This window comes from Streptomyces sp. NBC_01426, assembly GCF_036231985.1.
Taxonomy (GTDB): domain Bacteria; phylum Actinomycetota; class Actinomycetes; order Streptomycetales; family Streptomycetaceae; genus Streptomyces.
Genome location: NZ_CP109502.1, coordinates 103,512 through 127,858, shown reverse-complemented (window position 1 = coordinate 127,858; position 24,347 = coordinate 103,512). Strand labels below are relative to the sequence as shown.

The following is a 24,347-nucleotide window of genomic DNA, read 5'->3' as shown; positions in this document are numbered from 1 at the left end:
CAAACCCGCTCCGAGAACCTCCACGCGCTGTCGCTGCTGCGCTCCTGCAGCCCCGATCCCACAAGGACACATTGATGCGCTTGACGTCCTCCCCGTACGAATCCCCGTCCCTCACCTTGCCGCCGTGGGTACCGCCGCCTGGCGGCCTACGTACCTGGGGGTGCGGCGAGCACTTCGACGCCGTACGGCTCCCGGCAACCCTCGCACCTCCGCTGATCGCCTTACTACAGGCCGCCGGTGGGCACGGGCCGGTGCTCGCCGACCCCTACAGCGGCAGCTGGCACATCCTCCTCGACCCCGACACCGTCCGCCCCGGGCCGTGGGCCCGTCACGGGATACGCCTTCTGCGGCCCGGCACCCGCCTCACGATCCCCGCCGCACAAGTCACCGCCGGCACCGACCTGCACTGGCACACCCCGCCCGGCGCCGGCTACACCCACGCCGAGCTGCTCAACGGCGCGCTCACCGCTCCGTCCGGCCTCACCAGCACCCCGCGCCGCGCCGCCCCGCGCCCCAGGGCCAGCCGGTGACCAACAACGCCTCCATAGGTGCACCCGGCACCCTCCTCGGGCCTGCGCCAAGCCCTCATTCCGCCGGAAGCTCCGTGCACCCCACCACACCTCCGTACCTGATCCGTCACCTGGACGGACGTACCGAATACGAAGTGCTCAGCGCCCAGGTCATGACTTGGCGCCGAGAGCGCGAGCTGCCCGCGGAGAGCGCCCGGCCGATACTCGATTCCTTGCGCGACGAGCGCGAGATGGCCGTCCTTGTAGACACCGACGACAACGCCTTCGTCGCCTGCCTCCAACTCGATCGGACCGCTCTGGCCGCGCCGCCGTGGACGGACTCCGACACCGCTCAGCCGACACTGGCGTTGTCCTGCGCCGCTGCCGCCCCAGGCGTCGGCTACAGGATCGGCTGGCTCCTGACGATCTGGGCCCGCCATTACGCCGCCCTGTGTGACTACACCCGGGTGGCGTGCACCGTCCCCCTTCGCCACCACCGTGACTCCGCCGGCGAGCGCCTCATCGGTCATCTGGTGGACGAGTGCGGGTGGAACCGTCACCGGTCGGCGGGCCCGCCCGACGGACTGGTCGTCCTGCTGACCGCAGATGCGTGCCGCGCGGACAGTCTCGACGCCTTCATCACCACGGAGATCCCCGTACTGCCCGCAGTGTCCGCGGAGAAGGAGCCCGCTTCATGAGCAAGGTGACCCTGCCGGACAGGCCGAAAGACGGTCGGGCACTGCGGCGGCACCGCGCGGCCGTCCACTCCAGAGGGGGCGGTGCCGTGAAGACCCGGTTCTCCCTGAGCGGTGACCTCTGGCTACGGGTGTCGCTGCAGCTGACACGTCTTCTGCTCACGGTCCGCGTGCCGCCCCCGGGCTTCCGCGACATAGGGCCCTTCGCCAGCTTCAACACCCCCTCATCCCCCACCATGGCTCCGCTTGCGCGGGCTCAGTGCCGCCACGGGCAGACTGGCAACACAAAGCGCGGCCGTTGGTCGGCAGGACCGTCCAGGCCGGTGACACCGTGAGCGAGCCGTACGAGTCGAGCCCGAGTCACGCCGCGTTCGCTGCCGAACTGCTGAGCCGCGTGGAAATCACCAGAGAGCAGTGGCGCACGCCCGGGCCGGAACGCGTCCGCATGGCAGCAGATGCCCTCGCGGCCACCCAGAAGGCGCAGCAGGACAACGCCGTGGCGCTGCACCGCATCGTGGAGAGTCTCAGGCAGTGGCCGGGGCGCCGGACGGTGGGCCAGAACGCGTGCCAGGCGGCCGTGAGTATCGCGGTCCACTGCGACCACGATCCGGCTTTTCAGCAGAGGCTTCTGCGACTGCTCCAAGTGGCCGTAACAGCGGGTGAAGCCACTCGTGCCCAGCTGGCTCACCTGCACGACCGCTGCCTCGTCAACGCCAGGCAGCCCCAGCTGTACGGCACCCAGCACTGGTACCGCTCTGATGGGCAGCTCCAGCCGCACCCGATCGCCGACCTCGCGCAGCTCGACACCCGAAGGGCCGGCGCTGACCTGCCTCCCTACGCCGAGCAGGCCCGGCACCTCCGCGAGCGCCACGGGCCGCTCGGCTCCTTATCGACCTCCGCTACAGCGGACCCGATCCCCTTCTCCTTGCCCGAGAGGTGCGCGGCATGAACGAATCGATCACCGTTCTGAACTGGAATCTGGAGAAGGGCATCAACCTGGAGGCGGGCGCCCGCTGGGTCCAGGAGCAGCGCCCTGACATCTTCTTCCAACAGGAAGTCCAACCGGACCAGCTCGCCCGGGTGTCGGAACTCCTGGACATGGACGGCCATATCGCTGTCCCGCGACCCGGCAGCTCCAACGACAACGCGATCTTCGTCCGCCGCGATGGACCGCTGGTGTGCACGGAGGAATACCCGCAGGCATGGGCACCCTGGCACGCGCCGGCGAACCTCGCCGTCCGCCTCCGCGACGCTGACGGCACCCTCAGCCCCCGGCAGATCAGCGCCGTCAGCATGCACACCTGCTACTGGTCGCCCGAGCACCGCCTGACCGAGTCCCGCTGGTGCACCACTCTCGCCAAACCCGGCTGGCTGGCCATGATCTTCGGCGACTGGAACAGCTATCGCGTCGGCACGGACATCCGCTGGGACGACTACACCGACCACGCCTTCGTCGCCAACCGCACCTACGACTGCGCCGGCCGGCGGCACACAGACGTGCGCCCCGACCGTGAACTGCTGGCGGCCGGCTACGTCGAGATGGCACGCCACGCCGCCGAGCACCTCGATCAGCCCGAAGCTCTGGCCCCCAGCTCCGGCTACCGCGACCACCCCGGCCGACCGAAAGGCCCCAGGTACTGCATCGACCGCGGATACCTCAGCGCGGAACTCGCCCCAGCCCTGACCAGCTTCACCGTCTGCGACAGCCCTGAATTGCGCCGGCTGTCCGACCACCTGCCTCTGCGTGCCGAGTTCGACTTCGCGCAGATGCGCACCATCCTGCACCGGTCTGCAGCGATGTATCAGCCGCACGACAACCGGCACGCCGCGTCGGTCCGCCGCCGCCACCCGGCGGCTGCCGGCGGTGCGGCATGACCATCACCGTGCGGCTGGGTACGTACAACCTGCTCAACGGCGGCGGTGAACGCTGGCGCGCCCAGGCGGAGTTCCTGCGGGCGCAGAACCTGGACGTCCTGTGCCTGCAGGAGGCGAAGAGGTGGGACGAGGGCGGCTACGCCCGCATGCTCGGCTTCGCCGAACTTCTTGGAATGCAGGCGCAGTTCGCCCCATCGAATAGCCACAACTGCCACCTGGTCACGCTCTACCGGTGGCCCCGCGTGCGGTGCACGGCGTTCCACCTCGATGTCGCAGAAGGCACCTTCCACCACGTCGTCTCGCGGGCCCACCTCACCGTGGATGGCCGCGAACTCACCGTACTCAACACTCACCTGGCGCCCTTCAGCGGCAGCAGCCGCTCCCGCGAAGCCGACTGGCTGACCGAGTACGGCGCCGCCGGCCGGCGCGTCGTCCTGGCCGGAGACCTGAACGTCCAAGGTGTCGTCGACGAGGAGCTGGAGGACTGGGGAGTCATTCCGGCCGAACTGCACTCCCGCCACCGGTCGCAACTGGCCGACGGCAGCTACGGCGGCAGTGACCGCCTGGCGATGGCCAAGCTCGTGCACGCAGGCTTCATCGATCCTGTCGCGGCGCTCGGCATCCCGGTGCCACGCACGGCCGGCTACTGGAGCGACGCCGAGCGGTGGGACCACCGCTCGGATCACATCCTCCTCGCGCCGGACCTCGCTCCCGCCCTCACCGGGTGCGAGGTCCCCGATACCGAGGAAGCCCGGGGCCTGAGCGACCACCTGCCGTTCATCGTCACGCTCGAACTGCCCCAGGCGGATGCAGCTCTCACCCCCGACCGGTGAACCGCGCCGCCGCGCCCGTCCACCGTCGAGACCGTCAGCAAGGAGAACCCACACGTGACCGATGAACTGCGCGTCGTCTGTTGGAACATCGAGCACAACGGCCGCGGCCCGAGCGGAGGCGACGACCACCGCGACCTGGCCCGCGACATCCTCGCCGACATCGAACCGCACATCGTGCTGCGCCAGGAGCTGACCGGCGCGTGGGACCGGGGGAAGGCCGACCTGTACGCCGAGGCCAACCGGCTCGGCGGCCTCACGCCGTTTATGGCCGCGCCACGCGAGGGGCGCAGCCGCAACCCCGTCGGCGTGATGGTCGATCCCGCCCTGTTCCTCGTCGACGGCGAGTTCGAGCACGACCTGGCGTGGAAGCCGATCTGCAATCCCCGTGTCCGCCTCAAGGGGTGTCCGAAGTCACTGGATCTGGCGTCGGCCCACCTGTGCCACTTCGACCCGGACATGCGCGCGACCGAGGCGAGGAGGCTCACCACGCTCGCCGACCACGGCCGGAGCGCCCTCGTCGGGATGGACGCCAACAGCTACCCGCACCAGACGGCACTGGAGTCCGTGGCGCTCCCGGACTGGGACAAAGTCGCGGACCGCGTCCACTACCAGCACCGCACCATCGAGCGTGACGGCCGCCGCGTCTCGGACACCCGGCCGGATGAGATCCTCTCCGGCGGCGATCCGGTCTTCACCGATCTCGGCCTGCACGCCGCCACCACCCTCGGCCGGCCCGGCGCGCTCGCGGCGACGGCGAGTCTGAAGCGCACCGACCAGGGGGCGGCTCAGCGCATCGACCGCATGTACTGCACCCCCGATCTCGCCCCGGCCCTCCTCGCCTTCGATGTCCTGGCGACCGACGAGGTGCGGGAGGTGTCCGACCACGCCCTGCTCGTCGCGCGGTTCGACCTCAACGTCCTCCGCCAGGTCCTCACGCCTGCCCGCTGACACTTCTACCTCTGGGGGAAATCTCCATGCTCATCAACGCGGCGATCTGCAACTTCGAGAACAACGGCGGCGGCGACCGCGCACTGTGGCAGCGGATGCACGACAAGTTGGCGTCGCTCGACCTGCATCTGCTCCTGCGGCAGGAGGTGTGGAACGCGCAGGACGACGGCAACGCGCTCGCAGACGCGGCCGAAGCCGTGCTCGGCATGGCCGGACTGATCGGCCCCGAGTGCTGCACCGCCCTCTACCACGACACCAACCTCTTCACCCCCGCCGGCGAGTTCCCGAAGACCGGCCCGATGTGGGTGCTCCCGCCGACCGTGCGCAGCCTGCAGCTCGCTGGCACAGCCCCTGGCGCGGTCCCGTTGATCGTTGGCTCGTACCACCTCAACTACGGTTCCACCACCACGCGCCTGTCGGAGGCCGAGCGGCTGACCCAGTGGAACGACAGATGGGTCAAGGTCGACGGCCGGCGCGTCCACTACCCGGCGCTGCTCGGCGGCGACAACAACAGCTACCCCGTGCCCGGCACCCCGGGGGATCCGGCCCTGCCCGTCCTGGAGGAGATCCCCGACGAGCCCCACAGGGCGCACCGCTCCTACGTCGGGCTGGACGGCGTGCGCCGGATGGACGACCGACCGGACGACACCCTGCGCACCGCCGGCCTCCAGGACGTCGCCCGCCACCTCGCCACCACCGCGGGCAACACCACCGCGGTCGCGCCGACGGTCGACGCCTACGACACACACGGGCCGGACTCGCGCATCGACAGGATCTACGCCAGCAAGGAGCTCCTGCCCGCCGTGTGCGAGGTCGAGGTCATCGACATGAAGGGCCTGTCCGACCACCACACGGTCGTGGTGCGCCTGGACCGGGACACGCTCACCGACATCCTCAACAACCCGCTCACCCGGGCGGCGTGACCGATGTCCACAACCCGAGCCCCGCACTCACCGATGCGCCCCATCTGGCGTGTTGGAGGGCTAGGCCGCTGTTCCGTCGGCTCGGATCGGGGCCGGGAGGGTGCGCAGGCGTTCGGTCAGCTCGGTAGCCGAGCTGACCGCCGAGGCATCGAGCAGTCGTCCCAGTCGCGTCAGGCGGTCGCGGGCGGTCGCCCGGAGCCGTGGCGGCGGGATCAGATCGAGTACGCCCAGAGCGCGGGTGGCTGCCTGGTCCGGAGCGTCGCGGGCCTCCGCAAGCGCAAGGACGAGGGTGGCGGCCACCCACCCTGGTGTCTCGGCAGGCGCGGCGTCGATGGATTCAAGAGCGACGGCGGCGGCCCGGTCGAAGCGTTCGAGGGTGAGGTGAGCCTCGGCGACGTGAAGGCGGTGCTCGGCGCGGTCGTATCCGAAACGCCCGGGCAGTTCAACGCCCGTGCGCATGATCTCGTCGCTCTCGTAGACGACGTCGTCTGCCTCCGCGGTCCGGCCTGTGGCAGCAAGCGCAGGCAGCAGAGCCCACCCCAGGAGCTGGGCGCGCCGCAGGCCTTCGGGCGCATGCTGGAGTCCGTACTCGGCGTGTCCTCGAGCGTGCTCCCAGTCCTCACGTGCGGTAGCGACCATGGCCAGCGCCCCGCTGGCCCAGGCGGTGAGCGCCGGCTCGTGGGTGGACTCGCCGAGCGCGCCGGCCAGAGTGAGATGGGTGCGGGATCCGGCGCGGTCGCCCAGGTGATAGGCCAGGTTGCCGAGAAGCGCCGACAGCCAACCGACCTGCCTACGAAGGCCCTCCGCGATCTCGCGGTCCGCTCCCGCCACCGCGGTGGAGAGCAAGTTGCGCGTCTCGCGGACCTCTTCCAGCAGGACGGCCGGCGGATGCTTGCTGTAGTTGAGGGCGTAGTGCTCCACGGCCGCCTCGGCCAGGGCAACGAGGGCGAGGGAGCCGTCCGGCGCCTCCAAGACGGCCCACTGCACGGATTCGCGGATAGCAGGCAGCCCACTGGCGGTCGTCATGGATCCCCTTCGACTGGTGTTCGTCTCCTCGCGCTGGAACTGACCGTAGTGGAGCGGGGGCGGGGACGCGCACGTGCTGCACCACAGGCAGCGTGTCTCCAGGGCGAGCTGGTCGGGACGTGCCCCATACGCTCGCGAGATCATCAGCCGGTACTCGTCTCCGGGCTCCTCCTGTCCGTGCTCGTACCGGCACAGCGTGGCCGGCGTCAGCCCTGGCGGCAGCAGCCCATCGGACAGGTAGACGGCGGCGACCTCGCGGATCGCCTGGGGCCGCGACCATCCCAGAGCGAGGCGCCACGCCTCCAGGGCTGTCAGCTCTGGCAACGCCGTCCGGAGGATGGTCACGATCCGTTCCTGGGTGTGCCCGTCCCGTTGACATTGAGCACGAATCCGGGATGCCTCCCGCTGGATCTCCGCACGCCGACCTCGGGTAACTCCGCCCACTGCCCGGCCCTCCGCCGCTCGGCCAAATCCCTGAGCCGTCCAGGCCGACGAGGCCCCCGGACGCACATTGCGCAGACCCGTCAATGTTCCTACAGAACACCGGCAATGACGGCTAGTCAGTCGCGAATGCATCGTGATGAGCAGCGTCTACCGCGCTCTGAACCGCACCTTGGTCCGCCCGTCTGCTCTGGTCTTGGAACGAGGTGCGAGCGTCCAAGCCGCCAGGGATCGCCGCCAGCGGCCGACCCGATGCGCATCCCTGTGGCGGCCATGGCCGCCTCGTCATCGACTCTCGAAGGAAGATCATGGATTTGAGTTCCGTTCAGCTGCCGCCCGGGGCCTTCACCATCGGCAAGAAGTTCGGATTCGAGGCCGGCCACCGCCTTCTCGGGCTGGCGCCCGAGCACAAGTGCGCCCGCCAGCACGGCCACAGCTACGAGGTCGAGGTCCTCCTGACCGCCCCCACCCTGGAGGGGCCCGGCTTCGTGACGGACTTCGGCGCGCTCGCCCCGTTCAAGGAGTTCCTGGCCGCCGAGCTGGACCACCGCAACCTGCACGAGATCCTCCCCTTCGAGCCGACCTCGGAGCGCCTGGCTCAGTTCCTGGCCGGCTGGGTCATCCAGAACCTCCAGCCCAAGATCCCCGGCCGCCTGGTCGCCGTCCTGGTACGCGAGACGGCGAGCAGCTGGGCTCGCTTCGACGTGGAGGAGCGGTGACCACCTTCGAGCCGATCGACATCGACCCGGCGGCAAGCGACGCCGCACTCCGGCTGATCGTCGCGGAGTGCTTCGGCGTCAAGGTGCCGACCTTCCAGGGAGAGGGCCCGAGCTGCGGGCACCCCGCCCTGTTCATCCGCCTGTCCCGATGCAACCTCAGCTGCACCAAGTGCGACACGAAGTACACGTGGGACTGGGACCACTTCGACCCCCGCAAGGAGTCGACGAAGCAGACGGCGGCGGACCTCGTGGCCTGGGTCACGTCCTCACCGGTGGAGCTGATCGTGATCACCGGTGGGGAGCCGCTGCTCCAGCAGGCCCGCCTGGTGCCGCTCGTCCAGGGACTGCTGGCCGCCGGGAAGCGGGTGGAGTTCGAGACGAACGGCACCATCGCGCCCGTCCCGGAGCTGGTGGTCGACGGGGTCCGCTTCAACGTGTCGCCCAAGATCGCCAGTTTCGGCATGGACGAAGCCAAGAGCGTGGTGCCCACCGTGCTCGAGGCGTTCGCAGCGTCCGGGCGAGCGACGTTCAAGTTCGTCGCCTCCTCGGTGGCCGACCTCGACCGCATCGCCGAGCTCGCCGATTCGCACCGGCTGACGCCGGTGTGGGTGATGCCCGAGGGCACCACCGCAGACGAGATCACCGCCACGACCCGGGTCCTCGCTGACGCGGTCGCGGCCCGGCACTGGTACTTCACCACCCGGCTGCACGTGTTGGCCTTCACGGACGCGCGAGGCCGCTGATCTCCCGCCCCTGCCACTTCGTTCCCCTGCCCCCGGAAGCGAGAGAAGCCCATGACGACGTCAGTCACCGGCCCTGAGGCGGCCCTGAGTGCCGCCGTACCCGCACCCGCCCGGTCCGCGCCGGGCATCGACACCAACCGCGTCGCCGGCCTGATCGCCCAGCTCCTGGTCGAGCTGGGCGAGGATCCCACCCGGGACGGGCTGACCGGCACCCCGGGCCGCGTCGCGGCCTGGTGGAAGGCGTTCCTGTCCCCCGACGGCGCCGCAGTGGACACCTGCTTCACCGAATCCCAGCTGAGCGGCCAGCTGGTCATCGTGGGCGGCATGAACGTCTGGTCGCTGTGTGAGCACCACATGCTGCCCATGAGCCTGGAGGTCACCGCCGGATATGTACCGGACGGTGAGGTGCTGGGCCTGTCCAAATTCGGGCGGATCGCACAGCGCTTCGCTGGTCGGCTCCAGGTCCAGGAACGCTTCACCCGCCAACTCTTCGGATACCTCACCGACGTGATCGGGCGCGAGGACGTCGCCGTCCGCGTACGCGGTACGCACCTGTGCATGAGCATGCGGGGCGTGCGGATGGATGCCGCCCGCACCACCACGTTGCAGGTGGGCGGACGGTTCAAAAGCGACCCGGTGCTCTCCCAGCAGTTCCTCACCCTCGCCGCCGCCCAGTGACGCGCTCCCAGGTACCGGCAGGCGAGTCGACCGAGAAGGAGGTAGAGCAGATGGAACCATCGTCGACTTCACCGTTACGTGCTGACCGGCCCGGCCCGCTGTTCCTGACGTGGGACGACCTCACCACCGCGACGGCAACCCTCGCGCATCAGGTGGCGGCCGCAGAGGTGCCGCAGGTGGTGGTGGGTATCGTCCGCGGCGGCATGATCCCGGCCGCGTGGCTCGCCCACCGGCTCGCGATCCGCGACGTGCGGACCGTCGAGGTCACCCGCACCACCAGCGACGGCATCAACGCCGCCAAGAGCACGGTCCCCATCGTCCGCAACCCCGCGTCGCTCGGCGACCTCACGGGCCTGGACGTGCTGCTCGTCGACGACATCGCCGGCAGTGGCGTGACCCTCGCCCACACGGCCCGGATGATCCATGACCTCGGCCCCGCCCGGGTGCGCACCGCGGTCCTCGCCGTGAACCGGGCCAACTGGACGCAGAGCTCCGACCCCCACCGCGACATCGACTACATCGCCTCGTTGACGGACACCTGGGTCGTCTTCCCCTGGGAGGAGCAGCATGAGCGCTGAACTGGGTTCCCCGGCCGGGCGCGCCGCGGGTCGGAGGGCGACGGGCACGACGGCCCCCGTCCTTCCCGTGCCTCGTGCCGCTGCTGGCCGTGTCCGGCCGTTGTGGGTGAGCGTCGAGGGTCTCAACGGGGCGGGCAAGAGCGAGGCGATCCGTGCGGTCGCGGCCGAGCTGGGCCCGCGGTGCGTGCGGCTGAGCGAGCTGACGGACCAGGACGGCGACACGCTGCCGGGCCAGGTGATCGCCGCTCTCCGCTCGACAGAGGACGTCTTTCTCCGGACGGGGTATCCCGTCGTCGAGACCCTGGCCTTCCTCGCTCTGAAGGTCCGCGAGTACGAGCGCCTGAGCGAGGGCGACTTGACCGGCGTCGAGGTGATCCTCGAAGACCGTGGGGTCGATAGCACGGCCCTCTACCAGGCGGTGATCCTGGCCGCCCAGCACCCGGGCGTACAGCCTCAGGCACTGGCGGAGCGCATCCTGGCGACCATGGCGCCATGGCGCCCTGCCCCCGACGCGACGGTCCTGCTGACGTGCGACCGGGAGGTCGCCACCAGCCGGTTCGCCGCCCGGACCGGCCGGGTGCTCGACGGCCGGGACCTCGAGGTGATCGAACAGGCCGACGTCCTCTACCGCGAGTTCGCCCGCGCCCACCCAGACCGGTTCACCGTGCTGGATGTGAACGGCTGCAGCCGGGCCGAGAGCGCGAAGGCACTCCGGACGGCCGTGGAGGACCTGATCCAGCGGCGGGAGGCCGTCCATGCGTCGTGACATCACGCTCCTGTGGGGACTGCGGTCCCGCTGCGCCGTGGCTTGTCTGTACTGCTACTTCGGCACCGTGGAGGAGCACAAGGTCAGCCCGCCGGACCAGCTCGGCATCCTGTCGCACATCTCCCGCAACGACCTGAGCCGGGAGGAGATCACCGCGTTCGCGCGGACCCTGGAGGGCTCCCCGGTCGAGCGGGTCGTCATTGCCGGCGGCGAGCCGCTGGACTGGCCCGCCGCCCTGGACCTGATCGAGATCATCAAGAACGCGGGATGCGAGGTGGTCATCGCCACGAACGGCATCCCTCTCACCCGCCCGGGGATCGCCGAACGTCTCATCGAGCTTCGAGTGGACGGGGTGTCGGTGTCCCTGGACAGCGTGGACCCGGTTTCCAACGATCGTCTGCGGCCCTCCCGCTCCGGGAAGTTCGGCCACGCCGACGTGGTGGCCGGCATTCAGGCACTGCTGCGGGCCCGCGGCAACGGCCCGGCGCCGCGGGTCGGGATTTACAGCGTGGTGATGCGGCCGGCGCCGCAGGAGATCACCCAGGTGGCGCGGCTGGGCGCCGAGCTCGGCGTGGACTATTTCGTGCCGCAGCCGATCTCCCTTACACCCGATCACAAGCTGTTCGACGAGCTCGCGCACACCCCCGAGGACACGGTGACCGTGGCCCAGGAACTGGCCCAGCTGCAGGCCGACCCGGCGGGCCTGGAGGTTCCCTCGCCCGGCTCGATGCTGCGCTTCGTCTCCGCGATCTCCACCCAGGCCGGCGGGCGCGTGCAGGAGTGCTTCGGCGGTGCGCAGCTGTTCTTCGTCCAGCCGGACGGCTCGCTGTGGGACTGCCCGTCCGATCGCCGGATCGCCGCGACCCCCGCCGAGCGGCGGCGCACGATCGCCGGGGCGGACGCCCGGACGCTTTTCGACGGGCGGCCCCCGTGCACGGACTGCTCTCACTTCAGCCGGGACTGCGTGAACATGTGGCCCCTGGTCCTGGACATGCCGCGCCTGCTCAACAAGGAGTCCAGCCGGTGAACCTTCCCCCGCCCCCTGACAAGGCGCCGCTCCTGCAAGAGGTGACCGCCAGCCTGTCGGCCATGCCCGACCCGGCAGCCTCGGGCCATTTGCGACGGTTCGAGGACGAAGCCGCGCACGCTCTCGGCACCGCGCACGCGGTCGCCGTGTCCTCGGGCACCGCTGCTCTGCACGCCGCGCTGTCCGCGTGCGGGATCGGACCGGGAGACGACGTCCTCGTACCAGCGCTCACCGTGATCATGACTGTGGCACCTCTTCGTGCTCTCGGGGCCACGCCGGTGTTCGTCGACAGCGACCCGGCCACCCTGGACCTGGACTACGAGGACGCGGCCCGGAAGGTCACCACGCGGGCCCGGGCGATCATCCCGGTCCACCTGTGGGGCCGCATGGGAGACCCCGGCGCGCTGGCAGCGTTCGCGTCCGAGCACGGACTCGCGGTCGTCGAGGACGCGGCCCAGGCCGTCGGCACCGTCCGTAACAAACGGCTGGCCGGCACAGTCGGCACGGTCGGCTGCTTCAGCATGAAGGACGGCAAGATCCTGTGGAGCGGCGAAGGTGGGTTCCTCACCACGGCCAGCGGCCGGGTCGCTGAGCACGCGCGCGCCTTCCGCAGCCACTGGCAGCCCGCCCCACCGGGAGAGGCCCCGCTCAGCCGCTTGGCAACCAACTCCCGCCTCGCCGCGCCCCTGGCCGCCCTCGCCCTGGCCAACCTCCGCCGCCTGCCTGATCTGATCGAACGGCGCCGCGCCCAGACCCGATACCTCCTGAACGCCCTGGAGCGGGTCCCCGGGCTGACCGCCCTCGCCCCTGCCGCAGGTGAGGAGTGGAACGGCTTCTCCCCGCTGCTGCACATCGGCCTTCCCAGCCCCCGGGCATTCGCCGAACATCTCGCGCAGCAGGGCGTGCCGAACTCCACCGGCAGTTTCCGCCTCGTGCCCTGCGACACCCGGCCCCCTTTCCCCCGGCCGGAGCAGCCCTGCCGCGGCACGGCCGAGATCCTCGACCACACGCTCGCCGTCGTCCTGGCCGAGGGCGACACCCAGGCCACCCTCGACCACTACGCCGATGTCATCGCCCAGGCGGCCGCCGCGTGGGCACCGTGACCGCCGACCGGGAAGCCGGTACCGCCGGACCCGTCCGCGCATGCCGCTCCGGCGCCCTGTCCTCGTCTCCGAAAGGATTCCCGCCCGTGACGATCACCCCGGTACGCCACGCGTGCACGCGCGGCCCGCTGATCTCCGCCGAAGGACTCAACGGCGTCGGCAAGACCTACCTGACCAACCGCGCCGTCGAAGCCCTCGACGAGAAGCCGTTGATGCTGGACGAGTTCTCCCAGCGGGCGAACGGACGCCCCGGACTGGGCGAAGCCCTGCTCCAGGCGCTGCGCGCGGCCAGCGCCGGCGACCCGTTCCTGCGCGGGGGCACACCCATGGCCGAGGCTCTCCTCCTGATGGCCATCAAGCGCCATGACCTCGACACCCTGCTCCCCGACCTGGCCGGTGGGCGCACGGTCGTCGAAGGCCGCAGCGTCGACACCACGGCGGTGTGCCAGGCACTGCTGCTGCACCCCGATCACCCGGACCAAGCCCTGGAGACGGCCCTGGCCCTGCTCGACCTCGCCTCCTTCTACCGGCCGCTGCCCGATCTCACGATCCTGGTCACCGACGACGCCGACCAGGCGCTGGTGCGCGCGCAGCGTCGCGACCGGCGGGTCTTCACCCCCGAGCAGGCCACATTCATGCGCCGGGCGTGCGCGCTGTTCGAACGGGTCGCCGCCACCGATCCGGCCCGCTACCGCGTCATCGACCGGCGCGTCATCGACGAATACGAGGCCGCCGCGCAGATCCGTGACTGGATCGGCGGCGCCGGGCCCGGCCTGGACTGCCTGCGTGAGCCGTGGGCGGGCGAGGGGGCGCCGTGCATGTGCTGCGGACAGCGCGCGGAAGTGGTGCCGGCATGAACAAGAGGACCCTTGCATCGAGCAGCCCGAACCCTGCCCTCGGCGCGAGCTGCTCGCCAGCCATCCCCGACGGCATCCTGGCCGTGATCTTCGACTTCGACGGAACCCTCGCCGACACGACGGCCAACCAGGAGCAGTCGCTGCGGGCGGCACTCCAGCCGTACGGGCTCGACCTGGACACGGACTGGTACCGCCGACGCTTCGGCCTGTCCATCCACGACCTGCTCGCCGCGCTGCCGGGCGCACGGCAGCTGCCCCACGACGAGATCATCGGCCGTAGCCGCGCCCACCTCCTGGCACACATGAACACCATCGCCCCCATCGCGTGCAGCGTCGCGCTCCTGCACGCGGCGCGCGAAGCCGGGCTGCCCTGCGCCGTGGCGTCGGCGGCCAGCCGCATCCTCGTCCATCCCGGGATCGAGGCCCTGGGCTTGGCCCCCCAGTTCGAAGCTGTCGTCACCCGGGAGGACGCCGCACGCGGCAAGCCCGCCCCCGAACTGTTCCTGGAGGCCGCCCGCCGCATCGGCGTCCCGCCGGAGCGCTGCCTCGCCGTGGAAGACGCCCCGGACGGCATCGCCTCCGCGCTCGCCGCCGGCATGCACGTGCTCAGGGTGGTCGACGGCCACCTGGCCCCCACCGGCGATAGCGACGAAGACACCACGGGCCTGCCGTCACGAGCCGGAGTTCCGATGCCGCCCGGCTGCGCGCTCGGGCTGGCTGCTGCCCGCCGGGCGGCCACCCAAAGCGGCCCCGCATCGGTCCCCGCGCCGTCCACCGCCGATTCCGACCGGTGACGGCTCCCGGCCGTCGCAGCAGAGGAGCATGATGCCCGTCCTCCACTCGACCAAGAACCTGAAGGTCGCCACCCCTGTCACGCAATCCAGTGCGGGCGTCGGGATCTTCGAGTACACCGACGCCTACACGGTGTTCCACTACGGCCGGATGCCGGACCTGATCCCCGGCAAGGGCGAGGCCATCGCCCGCATGGCCGCCTTCAACTTCGCCCTGCTGGAGGCGGCCGGCGTGCGAACCCACTTCCGCCGGTTCACCGCCCCCCGCCACATCGAGTTCGATCTCGCCCGCCTACCCGCCCCGGACGCCGTGCCCCTGGCCCCCGACGTCCGCAACACCCTGCTCCCCGTGCAGGTCCTTGTCCGCACCGAACTCCCGCAGGGCAGCTCCGTCCACCGCCGTCTCGCAGCCGGCACCCTCACCCCGGCCCAGGCCGGACTCAGCTCCCTCCCCGCGGTCGGGGAGGAGCTGAAGGACCCGCTCGTCGAGTTCGCGACCATGCTGGACGACGTCAACCAGTACATCGACGCGGCACAAGCCCAACGCCTCACGGGCCTCGACGACGACCGGTTCCAAGCCCTGCTCGACACCACCGTCACAGTCAACCGCGTGCTGACCGAACACGCGCGCACGGTGGGCCTGCGGCACTGCGACGGCAAACTCGAATTCGTGGTGGCGGCCGACGGCGGCCTCGTGCTCGCCGACAGCCCCGGCACGCCCGACGAGAGCCGCCTGCTCTTCGACGGCGTGCACTGCGGCAAGCAGGTCCTGCGGAACTGGTACGTCAACAACGGGCTCGAAGTCCCCGTCAACCAGCTGATCGCCGAAGGCGTGCCCCGGCACCGGTGGCCCACTCCTACCCCATTGCCGGGCGAGTTCCTGCCGGTGATGTCCGACCTCTACCGGTCCCTGAGCGAGACCTGGACCGGCGAGCGCCTCTGGAACGCGCCGGATCTGCCCGCGGCCACGGCGGCCGTGGTCCGGCTCATCGGGCACTGACGAGAACCCACCCGGGCAGGCGCTGGCACGTGCTCTCCTCGATGAGCAGGGCGCGCGCCAGCGCTGCCACCCAACCGAGATGAACGGCGAACCTATGGGCAGTTTGACCGACGACCCCGACTTCCGGGCAACGACGTTCGTGGTCATCGACTTCGAGACGACGACGCCGACGGGCTACCCGGCGCAGCCCATCGAAGTCGCGGCTCTCGCCCTGCGCTGCCCAGATGGTGCGTGGACGGAGGCGGGCCGGAGTACCTCCCTCATCCGGCCGCCCGCGTTCGCCCCGGTGACACCGGCCGACACGGCCCAGACCGGCCTGACAGCGGCCGAACTGGCAGGCGCCCCGGACGTGGCGCACGTCATGGGCGCCCTGGACCGGCGCTTCACCCCTGGCGGCCGGTACCTGCTGGTGGCGCAGCACGCCGCGACCGAGGCGAACGTCATCCACAACGCCCGAGAGCACTGCCCGGCCCTGTCCCGTGTCGACTTCCTCGACACCATCCCCCTCGCCAAGTACCTGGTCCCGGGCCTGGCGAACTACAAGCTCGACACCCTGCTGGCGCACTTCGCCATCGCGCAGCCGGCCGCCCGCCACCGGGCCTACGCCGACGTCGACGTCACCGCGCAGGTGTTCCTCCGCCTCCTTGGTGCTGCAGACGACGCCGCGCAGCTCGCCGACCTCGCCGCCCTGGTGAAGGTGGCGGGGCGCACCGCCAAGAGCAACATCCCAGTCCAGGGCGGGCTCTTCAACATCTAGCCCATCCGCCCGACAACGTAGCCATGCAGTGCCACTCGCAGATTGGACGGTACGCATCATGACGATCGCCGAAGAGACCCGCGGCGACGAGGTCCAGGTCCCGTTCTGGTTCGATCCGCTGTGCCCCTGGGCCTGGATCACCTCCCGCTGGCTCCTGGAAGTCGAGCAGGTTCGGCCGGTGCGCGCCGACTGGCGGATCATGTCGCTCGCCTACCTCAACCTCGACCAGCGGGGCGGCAAGGGCATCAGCGAGGACTACCGGGAGCTGATGAACACGGCCTGGGGGTCGGTGCGGGTCTGCGCCGCCGCCGCCGAACACGCCGGCCGCCCCGTGCTGGGGCCGCTGTACACGGCCATCGGCACCCGGCTGCACAACCAGCGGCGCCGCGAGGACCCCACCGTCATTACCGAAGCCCTGGCGGAGGCCGGGCTGCCGGCCTCGCTGGCCGCGGCGGCCTCCAGCACGGAGTTCGACCAGCGCATCAAGGACTCGCACCACGAGGCGTTCGACGAGGTCGGCCTCGACGTCGGGACCCCCGTCCTGCGGATCGCCGGCACGACCCTGTTCGGTCCCGTCATCACTCCGGCCCCCCGCGGCGAAGCCGCCGGACAGCTCTGGGACGGCCTGGCGTTGGTCGCGGCGACGGACGGCTTCTTCGAGCTCAAGCGGAGCCGCAACGTCAAGCCGTCCTTCGACTGAGCCCACCGCGACCCGACCGGCTTCAAGGACACGCAAAACACCCGGCCCCGCACCGCCGGTTCGGTTCGGTTCGGTTCGAGCGGATCCAGATCACCTCCACGCCCGCCACGTGCGGCACCCGACCACGAGAGCGAGGAACCCGTTGGAGTACGACGCCCTCACCGGCTGGGACGACGACATCACCGCCGAGACCTACGCCGCCTTCACCCGGGCCTACCCCATGTACAGCGCCTCCAGCCGCGATCTGGCCGCGCGTGCCGACCTCACCCGCAGTCGTGTGATCGTCGACCTGTGCGGCGGCACCGGTACGACGGCCGAGGCGATCCTCGCCCTGGCGCCGCCCGACTCCACCGTCTTCTCCCTCGACAGCTCCGCCGCCATGCAGAGCATCGGCCGCCGACTCCTGAGCGACCCCCGGCTGACTTGGGTCAACGGCTCTGCCGAAGGTTTGGCCGACCATGTCCCGGCGCGCAGCGTGGATGCCGTCGTGTGCAACTCGGCGGTGTGGAAGACGGACGTCGCCGCTGTGGTCACTGCGGTGCGCCGTGTACTGCGGCCCGGAGGCCGGTTCGTCTTCAACATCGGCGGCGCCTTCGCCGGGGTCACCCACCCCGACGCGCTGTCCCCGCCGACCGGGCCTTCTCTCAGCGCCCTGATCGAGCAGATCGCTAACCGGGACTACGGCATCGTCCCGCCGACGGCCGCCGTCCCTCCGAAGCTCCCGCTCCCCATGATCACCGGGCTGCTGGCCGATGCCGGGCTGCACGTTGTCGCCGCGGAGGTCACCGGCCAGCACACCACGACCGCTGAGAGGGCGGCCTGGCTGTCCATTCCCGTCTTCGCCCACCCCGAGGGCGCCCTCTCCTACGAGCAGAAGATGGCGATCCTCGCCGAGGCCACCGCCCAGTCCAAGCCAGACGACGTCACGGTGACGAGCTGGCTCGTGATCGTCGCCGAGCTTCCGGCAGAGGCATGACGCCGAACGCGCTTGCCCCGGCGTCTTCTATGACGGCATGTTCCCTGCCCGTCAGCCGGCCGCCACGAGAGCTTCCGGTGGCGCAGGGGTTACCTGATTCCGGTCGATGTGGTGACCGCCCGCGCGATCCGGGGCCCGACGAGGCGCTCCGCGAGATCCAGCGGGTACCAGGCGGCGCCGGTCACCTCGGACTCCTGGATACGCCCGACCTCGGCGTCTGCCGTCGTGAAGACATAGCCGAAATCCAGGTGGTAGTGGTCCGGCTCGCCCTTTGCGGGCCTGGCCGGCACCCGGCCGAACTCGACATAGGCAGGGTGCGCAGAGACGAGGGCGACCTGTCCAGGGTCGATGCCGGTCTCCTCGGACAGCTCCCGCAGCGCCGCGCCGACCAGCGTCGTATCGGTCGGCTCCAGATGACCGCCTGGCTGCAAAGTGATCCCGTACGCGAGGTGTTCGATCAGAAGGACCTCGGCGTGGTCCCGGACCAGCAGCGCGCCGGCGGTGACGTGCATCGGGAAGGTCCGCCGCGAGGCGACCCCCCGGCCTTCGGCCAGGAGCCGCAGAGGCTCGGCCAGTTGTCCGGCCTCTTGCGGGTAGCGCTCAAGGTAGGCGGTGAGCACTCCCGCGATGTCGGAATCAGTGATCGCCACAGGTCATCGCCCTCCGCTCGTCCCGAGGAGGGTTCCGCCGGGATGGGCCGCTCGAGGGCGGCCACCAAGCACGTGCACAGTCAGCTCCACAAGAGTCGTGGCGTACCGGAAGCCCCGCACTCTACAAGTCCGACGGGCCCCATACGCACCAACGCGCCCGCTGGCGTACGGCGCTTGGGAACCTCGGCGATTCGGCCAAACGCCCTTTGTGGCAGTGCCGTTGCGAGAGCTGGGTCGGTGCTGTTCCCACGGTTCCTCGAACGCTCTATCCCGGGACTTCAGGACCGACCGAAAAACGTGTGTTCGATATCCGGGCTGTGTCGTTGAGCCTCGCGAACCAGCCGTGACGACCGACAGGGGGATCGACTTGACCTCGGGCAGCACAGCCGCACAGCCGAGCACGGACGAAGCGGAGGGGACCCCACCCGACAGCGGGGGCGCGGCGCAGGAGGAGGAGTTCCAGTACCGGGACGAGTCCCGGATCCAGGCCGGCGCGCAGATGACGACGACCACGATGGCGCGGCGCCTGCCCGTGCTGGTGCGCCGGTCGCTGCGGATGGCGTGGCAGGTTGACCGGGGCGCGACGGCCGGACTGCTCGCGTGCCAGATCGGCACCGGCGTGCTGGCCGCACTGGGCCTGTTCGCCGTGACCGGGACCCTCACCGCGCTGATCGCCTCCGGCGACATCACCGAGCGGCTGCGGGAGGCGGCTCCGCAGCTGGCCGTCATCGCGGTGGCTGCCGGGCTGCGCGCCCTGCTGGGAGTCACGGTGACCTGGCTGACCGGGCGGCTGCGGCCGGTGCTCGCCCGGGCCGCGGAAGTCAGCATGGTCGAGGCGGCTCTCGGCGCCGAGGCCGCGGCGAACAACAAGCCGGGGTACAACGACCAGTACGACATCGCCGACCGCGGCGCCCAGGTCACTCCCGACCTCGTGGAGGAAGCCCAGGACGTGCTGGCCGCCACGGCGACCCTCGCCGCCGGCGCGACCGTCCTCACCGTGATCCACCCGATTCTCCTGCCTCTGCTGCTCCTGGCGTGCCTGCCGCAGGCCGCCGCGTACGTGCGCGCGGCCCGCGTGGTGTACCTCGCGAGCCTGGAGACGTCGGGGCGCCGACGGATGCTGCACAAGCTGCGCTGGCACATGTCCTACATGGAGTCCAGCGAGGAGATGCGAGCCTGCCTGGCCGGCCCGTTCCTCCTCGGCCGCTACCGGCGCCTGGCCGCCTCCGTCAACGTCTCCGAGCGCGAGGCCGCGAACACCGGGGCCTGGATGGGCCTGGCCGGCGCGGCGGCCGGCGGAGTCGCCTCGGCGGCGGTCTGGGCGACCCTGCTGTGGCTCCTGGTCTCCGGCCGGATGGACCTGGCGGCGGGCGGCGGCGCGGTCTTCGCCCTGCAGACGGCGACCGGCTCCGTACGCGGCATCATCAACGGCGGGGCCCGGCTGGTGCGCACCGGCTGGTACGTGCAGGACTGGCAGAACTTCATCGACAACGCGCACGGGCAGGCGATGGTGGCCTCGCGTGGCTCCGAGATGCTGTCGGCGCCGCCGGAACGGTTCGAGGTCCGCGACGTCACCTACCGGTACGACGGTGCGGAGAAGGACAGCCTGGCCGGGGTATCGCTGAAGGTACGGCGCGGGGAGATCGTGGCGCTGGTCGGGGAGAACGGGTCAGGGAAGACGACTCTGTCCCGGCTGATCTGCGGACTGCTGCTGCCGACCTCCGGGGAAGTGGCCTGGGATCACACGACCACCGCGCGGCTGGAGCCGTGGGAGGCGTGGAAGCACGTGGCGGTCGCGCCGCAGCGGTTCACCTACCTGCCGCTGACGCTGCGCGACAACGTCACCCTGGGGCAGGGCGACCCCAGCGACGCCGCGCTCATGGCGGCCTGCGAGGCGTCCGGAGCCGCGGACATGCTGCCCGCCCTCCGTTCCGGCCTCGACACCCTCCTGACCAGCGAGTGGTTTGGCGGCCACCAGCTGTCCGGCGGGCAGTGGCAACGCGTCATCCTGACCAGGGCCTTTCACCGGAAGGCCGAGCTGCTGGTGATGGATGAGCCCACGGCCGCGCTCGACGCCCGGGCGGAGCACCACGTCTTCACCGGCCTGCGGGACCTGGCCAAGGACCGCGCCATCCTTCTGATCACGCACCGGCTCGCCAACGTCGCAGTGGCCGACCGGATCGTCGTCCTCGACCAGGGCCGCCTCGTCCAGGAAGGCACGTACGCGCAGCTCACCCGCGAGCCCGGGCTCTTTCGGACCCTGTGGGAACTGGAGCAGCGCACCGGCGGCGCGCCCGATCCGACCTGATCCCCTGCCCGCAGTACTGAGCCGACTCCGGCCGGCAACGGCCAGGGTCGGCCGCCGCCGGCCTGGTCTGCCCATCCGGCACTCCGACGATCAACGCGACCGACACCCCGGGAGGAACCGTGTTCCCCGATCTCACCGAATCTGATGGCGGTGCGTTCTGCCGCTCCGCCGTCCCGCGCCCGGTCGCGAGGTGTGCCGGATGAGCTCGACGAAGCCGCTGCCCGCGGCCCTGAAGCGTTGGGCGGAACAGCGGATCGGCCCCGTCGTGTCCGTCCGCGACGCCTCGCACAGCTGGGACCGCTCCCGGGTGTGGGATCTGGAGGGCGAACGCGGGGTGCACCACTACCTGAAGGTCTCGCCCTCGGTGAAGTTCTTCACCCGGGAGAGCCGGGCCTACCGTCACATCGTCCCCGCACTCGGACACACCCGGGCGCCCCACCTCGTCGACAGCCGCGCCCAGGACCTGGCCCTGCTGCTCACCGCGGTTCCCGGCGCCCCGGCGAAGGAACTCGGATTGGGCGCCGCCGGGTGGCGGACCGTGCACCAACAGGCCGGGGCGCTCTGCGCCCGGCTCCACGAGGCCGGGCCACTCGACCGCGGCGACCAGGTGGAGGCCGAAGCCTCTTTGTCCGCCGCCGCTGACGGAGCGGAGAAGTACCTGGCTCGCGCCGGGGACCGGCTCAACCAGGACGAGCAGCAGCTGATCCGGGACCACGCCGCACGCCTTCGCCGCGTCGGCCCGGTACCCGTCGGCTACATCCACGGCGACAACCAGCCGAGGAACTGGCTGTGGTCCACGAGCGGGCTCGCCCTCATCGACTTCGAACGGTCCCGGCCGGCCGCGCGCGTCCAGGACCTCGTCATCCTCGCCACCACCCAGTGGGCCGACCATCCGGACCGCGAGAAGGCGTTCCTCCTGTCCTACGGGCGGGAGCTGTCCGACGCCGAGCGGCACGCGCTCCGCTGCCTGACCGCGCTGGACGCGGTCAACTGCCTTGCCTGGGGCCCGGACAACGGCGACGCCGAGGTCACCGCCCGCGGTCGGCGGACCCTGGACAGGCTCATGAAGGAGGACCGGTCGTGAGCGCCGTACACCGGAGCATCGGGAACGTCATGGTCCTGCTCCAGCGTCCTGGCGACGGCCGGATCCTGACCGTCCGGCACCAGGCGACGTCGTGGCACTCCCCCGGGATGCTCACGGTCGTCGGAGGACGCCTTGAGGACGGCGAGTTCCTCGACGAGGGAGCGGTGCGCGAGCTCGCCGAGGAAGTCGGCATCCACATCAGCCCGGACCGCCTGCGGTTCTGCCAGCTGCTCCACTTCCACGCGGCGGACGGTGAGCGGGTGATCGGCGCCGCCTTCACGGTGCGGGAGTGGGAGGGCACCCCGTACAACCGCGAGCCGGGCACGCACACCGAGCTGGTGTGGGTCGACCCGACCGCCCCGCCCCCCGACTGCCACCCCTTCACCCACGCGGTCCTCACCCACTTCTCCACCGGCCGGCTCTACGCCAACGTGATCGCCCCAGAACTGCTGGGCGGTGAGGCCGGGTGACGACCTCCACCCAGACGGCCAAGGCCTCGACGGTCACCTCCCCGGATCTGCGCCGCTTGGTCGCCAGCGAGTGCGCGAGCCTCTCCGGATCCGCGGTTAGCACCGTCGCCCTCCCCACCCTGGCCGTGCTGGAACTCCACGCCTCCACCACCCAGATCGCCGCGCTCGCCTTCCTCGGCCAACTCCCGAATGCCGTCGTGGCGCTCCCGGCCGGCGCGCTCTCGGACCGCTACGCCAAGCGCCCCCAGATGATCGCCGCGGACCTCACCGCCGCCGCGGGCCTCGCGACCATCCCGGCCGCCGCCTTCGCCGGAGTGCTCGGCATCGGCCAGCTGTACGCGGTCGCCGTCATCCTGGGCATCACCAAGATCGTGCACGACGCGGCCGCCATCAGCTACCTGCCCGTCCTCGTCGAACCTCACCTGCTGCAGCGCGCGAACTCCCGGCTCGGCGCGGCCTCGTCGGTGGCCGACAGCGCGGGCAGCAACGCGGGCGCCGCGCTGGTCGGCGCCATCGGCGCCGCCCGCTCCGTCCTCGCCGACGTCCTCTCCTACCTCGTCTCCGCCCTTCTCGTGTGGCGCATCCGCACCCCCGAGCTGGTCGCCGCTCCGCCCGAAGGCCGCCGGACCCTCTCGCGGGACATCGGTGAGGGCCTGCGCTACGTGGCTGGGCAGCCCACGATCCGCACAGTGATCGCGGCCCTGTCCACGCTCAGCTTCGGCCTGGCGGTCATGAACACGTACTGGGCGTACTACCTCCTCGTCGACCTGCATGTATCCCCGACGGAGTTCGGCGTGATCATGGGCGTCGGCGGGGCGGGCAGCCTGGCCGGGGCGCTCCTCGCCCCGCGCATCGCGTCCCGCTTCGGCATCGGACCGACGATCATCATCGGGTTCGCGGTCAGCCCGCTGGCCCAGATCCCCCTCCTGCTCGCCGGACCCGGACTCCGTTGGCAGATCGCGCTCGCCGGGACGCTGGCCGTTCAGCTGTTCTGGGCCACAGCCTCCGGGACGAGCCAGAGGTCCCTGAGGCAGATCCTGTGCGAGCCCCGCTTCCAGGGCCGCATGCAGGCCGCGAGCACCACGGTGACCGCGGGAGCCCGGCCCCTGGCCTCCGCGGCCGCCGGCGCCCTGGTCCTCTTCCTCGGCGTCCGGGGAACCCTCACCGTCGGGGCGGTCCTCGAGATCGTCCCCGTGATCCTCCTGCTCGTCTCCCCTGTCCGCGCCCTGCGGGACATGCCCGTCCCGCCCGGGCGTACCGCCGTGCCGCCCGCCCGTGAAGGAGCCTCATGACGACGACCGCGACCGCCGCCTACTGGGAACCGCTCTGGGCAGGCGGTCGTCGCTACCGGCAACTCGACGGCCCCGAGAACCGGCTGATGGATGAACACCTCGGCCCCGGCCGCGGACGGCCGGCCCTCGACATCGGCTGCGGCGACGGCGCCCTGGCCCGCCACCTTCACCACGAGCTCGGATACCGCACCACTGGCATCGACATCTCCCCCAGCGCCGTCGCACTCGCCGCCGCCCACGACGAAGGTCCCACCCCCGGTCCGGCGTGGCGGTGCGTCGACATCACCACCAGCGACCTCACGGACCTGCCGGAGCCCGCATACGCGGTCATCACCTGCCGCCTCGTCTACCGGTGGATGGAGGACAAGACAGCCTTCCTCAACCGCGTCCGCCATCTCCTTGTCCCCGGCGGGACGTTCTGGGTGGTCACCGAGATCGCCGGACGCCGCGAGGACACCGACCCTCTCCGAGGTCTCGGGATCAGACCGGCCGAGGTCGAAACCCTCACCTCCGGCTGGTCCGCCGTCCAGGCCGCCGACCTTGACGTGCTCCGCTGCTACGCCCTGCACCCCTGACCCCCACTCACCCCTTGCCGATG

Annotated in this window: 27 protein-coding genes; 25 read left to right on the top strand and 2 right to left on the bottom strand. The window is 70.9% G+C overall.

The genetic code is table 11. The annotated features are described in order from the left end of the window. Positions 1-251: 251 nt before the first annotated feature. From OG906_RS38985 to OG906_RS38955, 7 genes are all read left to right on the top strand, one after another. Complete coding sequence (locus OG906_RS38985; protein WP_234481278.1) at positions 252-530, top strand: hypothetical protein; 279 nt, start codon at positions 252-254, stop codon at positions 528-530. 74 nt (positions 531-604) lie between these two features. After that, a complete protein-coding gene (locus OG906_RS38980) occupies positions 605-1,207 on the top strand; it encodes a hypothetical protein (RefSeq protein ID WP_006378936.1) in 603 nt (200 codons plus the stop codon). Positions 1,208-1,535: 328 nt separating this feature from the next. Further along, entirely contained in the window at positions 1,536-2,153 is a 618-nt protein-coding gene (locus OG906_RS38975) for a DUF6624 domain-containing protein (protein ID WP_052350916.1), read from the top strand. After that, entirely contained in the window at positions 2,150-3,079 is a 930-nt protein-coding gene (locus OG906_RS38970; protein ID WP_329449025.1) for an endonuclease/exonuclease/phosphatase family protein, read from the top strand. The genes OG906_RS38975 and OG906_RS38970 overlap by 4 nt, the downstream gene beginning before the upstream one ends. Beyond that, positions 3,076-3,912 (top strand): endonuclease/exonuclease/phosphatase family protein, encoded by an 837-nt coding sequence (locus OG906_RS38965; protein ID WP_006378895.1) that lies wholly within the window; start codon positions 3,076-3,078, stop codon positions 3,910-3,912. Before OG906_RS38970 ends, OG906_RS38965 begins: the two co-directional genes overlap by 4 nt. A gap of 54 nt (positions 3,913-3,966) precedes the next feature. After that, positions 3,967-4,860, top strand: a complete 894-nt coding sequence (locus OG906_RS38960) for an endonuclease/exonuclease/phosphatase family protein (protein WP_190148945.1) — start codon at positions 3,967-3,969, stop codon at positions 4,858-4,860. Between the two features lie 26 nt (positions 4,861-4,886). Further along, positions 4,887-5,783, top strand: coding sequence for an endonuclease/exonuclease/phosphatase family protein (locus tag OG906_RS38955; RefSeq protein ID WP_329449024.1), 897 nt, complete (start codon positions 4,887-4,889; stop codon positions 5,781-5,783). Positions 5,784-5,843: 60 nt separating this feature from the next. Here the strand turns inward: OG906_RS38955 and OG906_RS38950 are convergent, their stop codons facing one another. After that, on the bottom strand, positions 5,844-7,154 hold the full coding sequence (locus OG906_RS38950) for a Twin-arginine translocation pathway signal (protein ID WP_329449023.1): 1,311 nt from the start codon (positions 7,152-7,154) through the stop codon (positions 5,844-5,846). Between the two features lie 404 nt (positions 7,155-7,558). Between OG906_RS38950 and OG906_RS38945 the strand changes: the two genes are divergently transcribed. From OG906_RS38945 to OG906_RS38885, 13 genes are all read left to right on the top strand, one after another. Next, entirely contained in the window at positions 7,559-7,969 is a 411-nt protein-coding gene (locus OG906_RS38945) for a 6-pyruvoyl trahydropterin synthase family protein (protein ID WP_329449022.1), read from the top strand. After that, complete coding sequence (locus OG906_RS38940) at positions 7,966-8,712, top strand: 7-carboxy-7-deazaguanine synthase QueE (RefSeq protein ID WP_329449021.1); 747 nt, start codon at positions 7,966-7,968, stop codon at positions 8,710-8,712. The genes OG906_RS38945 and OG906_RS38940 overlap by 4 nt, the downstream gene beginning before the upstream one ends. A gap of 51 nt (positions 8,713-8,763) precedes the next feature. Beyond that, a complete protein-coding gene (gene folE / locus OG906_RS38935; protein WP_329449020.1) occupies positions 8,764-9,390 on the top strand; it encodes a GTP cyclohydrolase I in 627 nt (208 codons plus the stop codon). A 50-nt stretch (positions 9,391-9,440) separates the two neighbouring features. Next, the gene (locus OG906_RS38930) at positions 9,441-9,968 is read left to right on the top strand and encodes a phosphoribosyltransferase (RefSeq protein ID WP_329449019.1); all 528 of its coding nucleotides are present in this window, start codon (positions 9,441-9,443) and stop codon (positions 9,966-9,968) included. Next, positions 9,958-10,734, top strand: a complete 777-nt coding sequence (locus OG906_RS38925) for a dTMP kinase (RefSeq protein ID WP_329449018.1) — start codon at positions 9,958-9,960, stop codon at positions 10,732-10,734. Before OG906_RS38930 ends, OG906_RS38925 begins: the two co-directional genes overlap by 11 nt. Beyond that, the gene (locus OG906_RS38920; RefSeq protein ID WP_329449017.1) at positions 10,724-11,761 is read left to right on the top strand and encodes a radical SAM protein; all 1,038 of its coding nucleotides are present in this window, start codon (positions 10,724-10,726) and stop codon (positions 11,759-11,761) included. The genes OG906_RS38925 and OG906_RS38920 overlap by 11 nt, the downstream gene beginning before the upstream one ends. Further along, complete coding sequence (locus tag OG906_RS38915; RefSeq protein WP_229877997.1) at positions 11,758-12,864, top strand: DegT/DnrJ/EryC1/StrS family aminotransferase; 1,107 nt, start codon at positions 11,758-11,760, stop codon at positions 12,862-12,864. The genes OG906_RS38920 and OG906_RS38915 overlap by 4 nt, the downstream gene beginning before the upstream one ends. An 86-nt stretch (positions 12,865-12,950) precedes the next feature. Beyond that, positions 12,951-13,721 carry a thymidylate kinase gene (locus OG906_RS38910; RefSeq protein ID WP_329449016.1) on the top strand — a complete coding sequence of 257 codons (771 nt, stop codon included), beginning with the start codon at positions 12,951-12,953 and terminating at the stop codon, positions 13,719-13,721. Further along, positions 13,718-14,515 carry an HAD family hydrolase gene (locus OG906_RS38905; RefSeq protein WP_329449015.1) on the top strand — a complete coding sequence of 266 codons (798 nt, stop codon included), beginning with the start codon at positions 13,718-13,720 and terminating at the stop codon, positions 14,513-14,515. Before OG906_RS38910 ends, OG906_RS38905 begins: the two co-directional genes overlap by 4 nt. A 28-nt stretch (positions 14,516-14,543) precedes the next feature. Then, on the top strand, positions 14,544-15,512 hold the full coding sequence (locus OG906_RS38900) for a phosphoribosylaminoimidazolesuccinocarboxamide synthase (RefSeq protein WP_329449014.1): 969 nt from the start codon (positions 14,544-14,546) through the stop codon (positions 15,510-15,512). Between the two features lie 79 nt (positions 15,513-15,591). Continuing rightward, on the top strand, positions 15,592-16,269 hold the full coding sequence (locus tag OG906_RS38895) for a 3'-5' exonuclease (protein ID WP_229877993.1): 678 nt from the start codon (positions 15,592-15,594) through the stop codon (positions 16,267-16,269). A 58-nt stretch (positions 16,270-16,327) separates the two neighbouring features. Beyond that, the gene (locus tag OG906_RS38890) at positions 16,328-16,969 is read left to right on the top strand and encodes a mycothiol-dependent nitroreductase Rv2466c family protein (protein ID WP_329449013.1); all 642 of its coding nucleotides are present in this window, start codon (positions 16,328-16,330) and stop codon (positions 16,967-16,969) included. Between the two features lie 142 nt (positions 16,970-17,111). Next, positions 17,112-17,945 carry a class I SAM-dependent methyltransferase gene (locus OG906_RS38885; RefSeq protein WP_329449012.1) on the top strand — a complete coding sequence of 278 codons (834 nt, stop codon included), beginning with the start codon at positions 17,112-17,114 and terminating at the stop codon, positions 17,943-17,945. A gap of 89 nt (positions 17,946-18,034) precedes the next feature. Here OG906_RS38885 and OG906_RS38880 read toward each other — a convergent pair whose 3' ends face one another. Continuing rightward, a complete protein-coding gene (locus tag OG906_RS38880) occupies positions 18,035-18,595 on the bottom strand; it encodes an NUDIX hydrolase (protein WP_190148933.1) in 561 nt (186 codons plus the stop codon). 367 nt (positions 18,596-18,962) lie between these two features. Here OG906_RS38880 and OG906_RS38875 point away from each other — a divergent pair, with 367 nt between their 5' ends. The 5 genes from OG906_RS38875 to OG906_RS38855 all read left to right on the top strand — a co-directional run bounded on the left by OG906_RS38875 (position 18,963) and on the right by OG906_RS38855 (position 24,324). After that, positions 18,963-20,903 (top strand): ATP-binding cassette domain-containing protein, encoded by a 1,941-nt coding sequence (locus tag OG906_RS38875; RefSeq protein WP_443067515.1) that lies wholly within the window; start codon positions 18,963-18,965, stop codon positions 20,901-20,903. Between the two features lie 199 nt (positions 20,904-21,102). Then, the gene (locus OG906_RS38870; protein ID WP_190148932.1) at positions 21,103-21,987 is read left to right on the top strand and encodes a phosphotransferase; all 885 of its coding nucleotides are present in this window, start codon (positions 21,103-21,105) and stop codon (positions 21,985-21,987) included. Beyond that, the gene (locus OG906_RS38865; protein WP_229877991.1) at positions 21,984-22,457 is read left to right on the top strand and encodes an NUDIX domain-containing protein; all 474 of its coding nucleotides are present in this window, start codon (positions 21,984-21,986) and stop codon (positions 22,455-22,457) included. The genes OG906_RS38870 and OG906_RS38865 overlap by 4 nt, the downstream gene beginning before the upstream one ends. Then, the gene (locus OG906_RS38860; RefSeq protein ID WP_190148931.1) at positions 22,454-23,749 is read left to right on the top strand and encodes an MFS transporter; all 1,296 of its coding nucleotides are present in this window, start codon (positions 22,454-22,456) and stop codon (positions 23,747-23,749) included. Before OG906_RS38865 ends, OG906_RS38860 begins: the two co-directional genes overlap by 4 nt. Continuing rightward, on the top strand, positions 23,746-24,324 hold the full coding sequence (locus OG906_RS38855) for a class I SAM-dependent methyltransferase (RefSeq protein WP_329449011.1): 579 nt from the start codon (positions 23,746-23,748) through the stop codon (positions 24,322-24,324). The genes OG906_RS38860 and OG906_RS38855 overlap by 4 nt, the downstream gene beginning before the upstream one ends. Positions 24,325-24,347 lie beyond the last annotated feature (23 nt).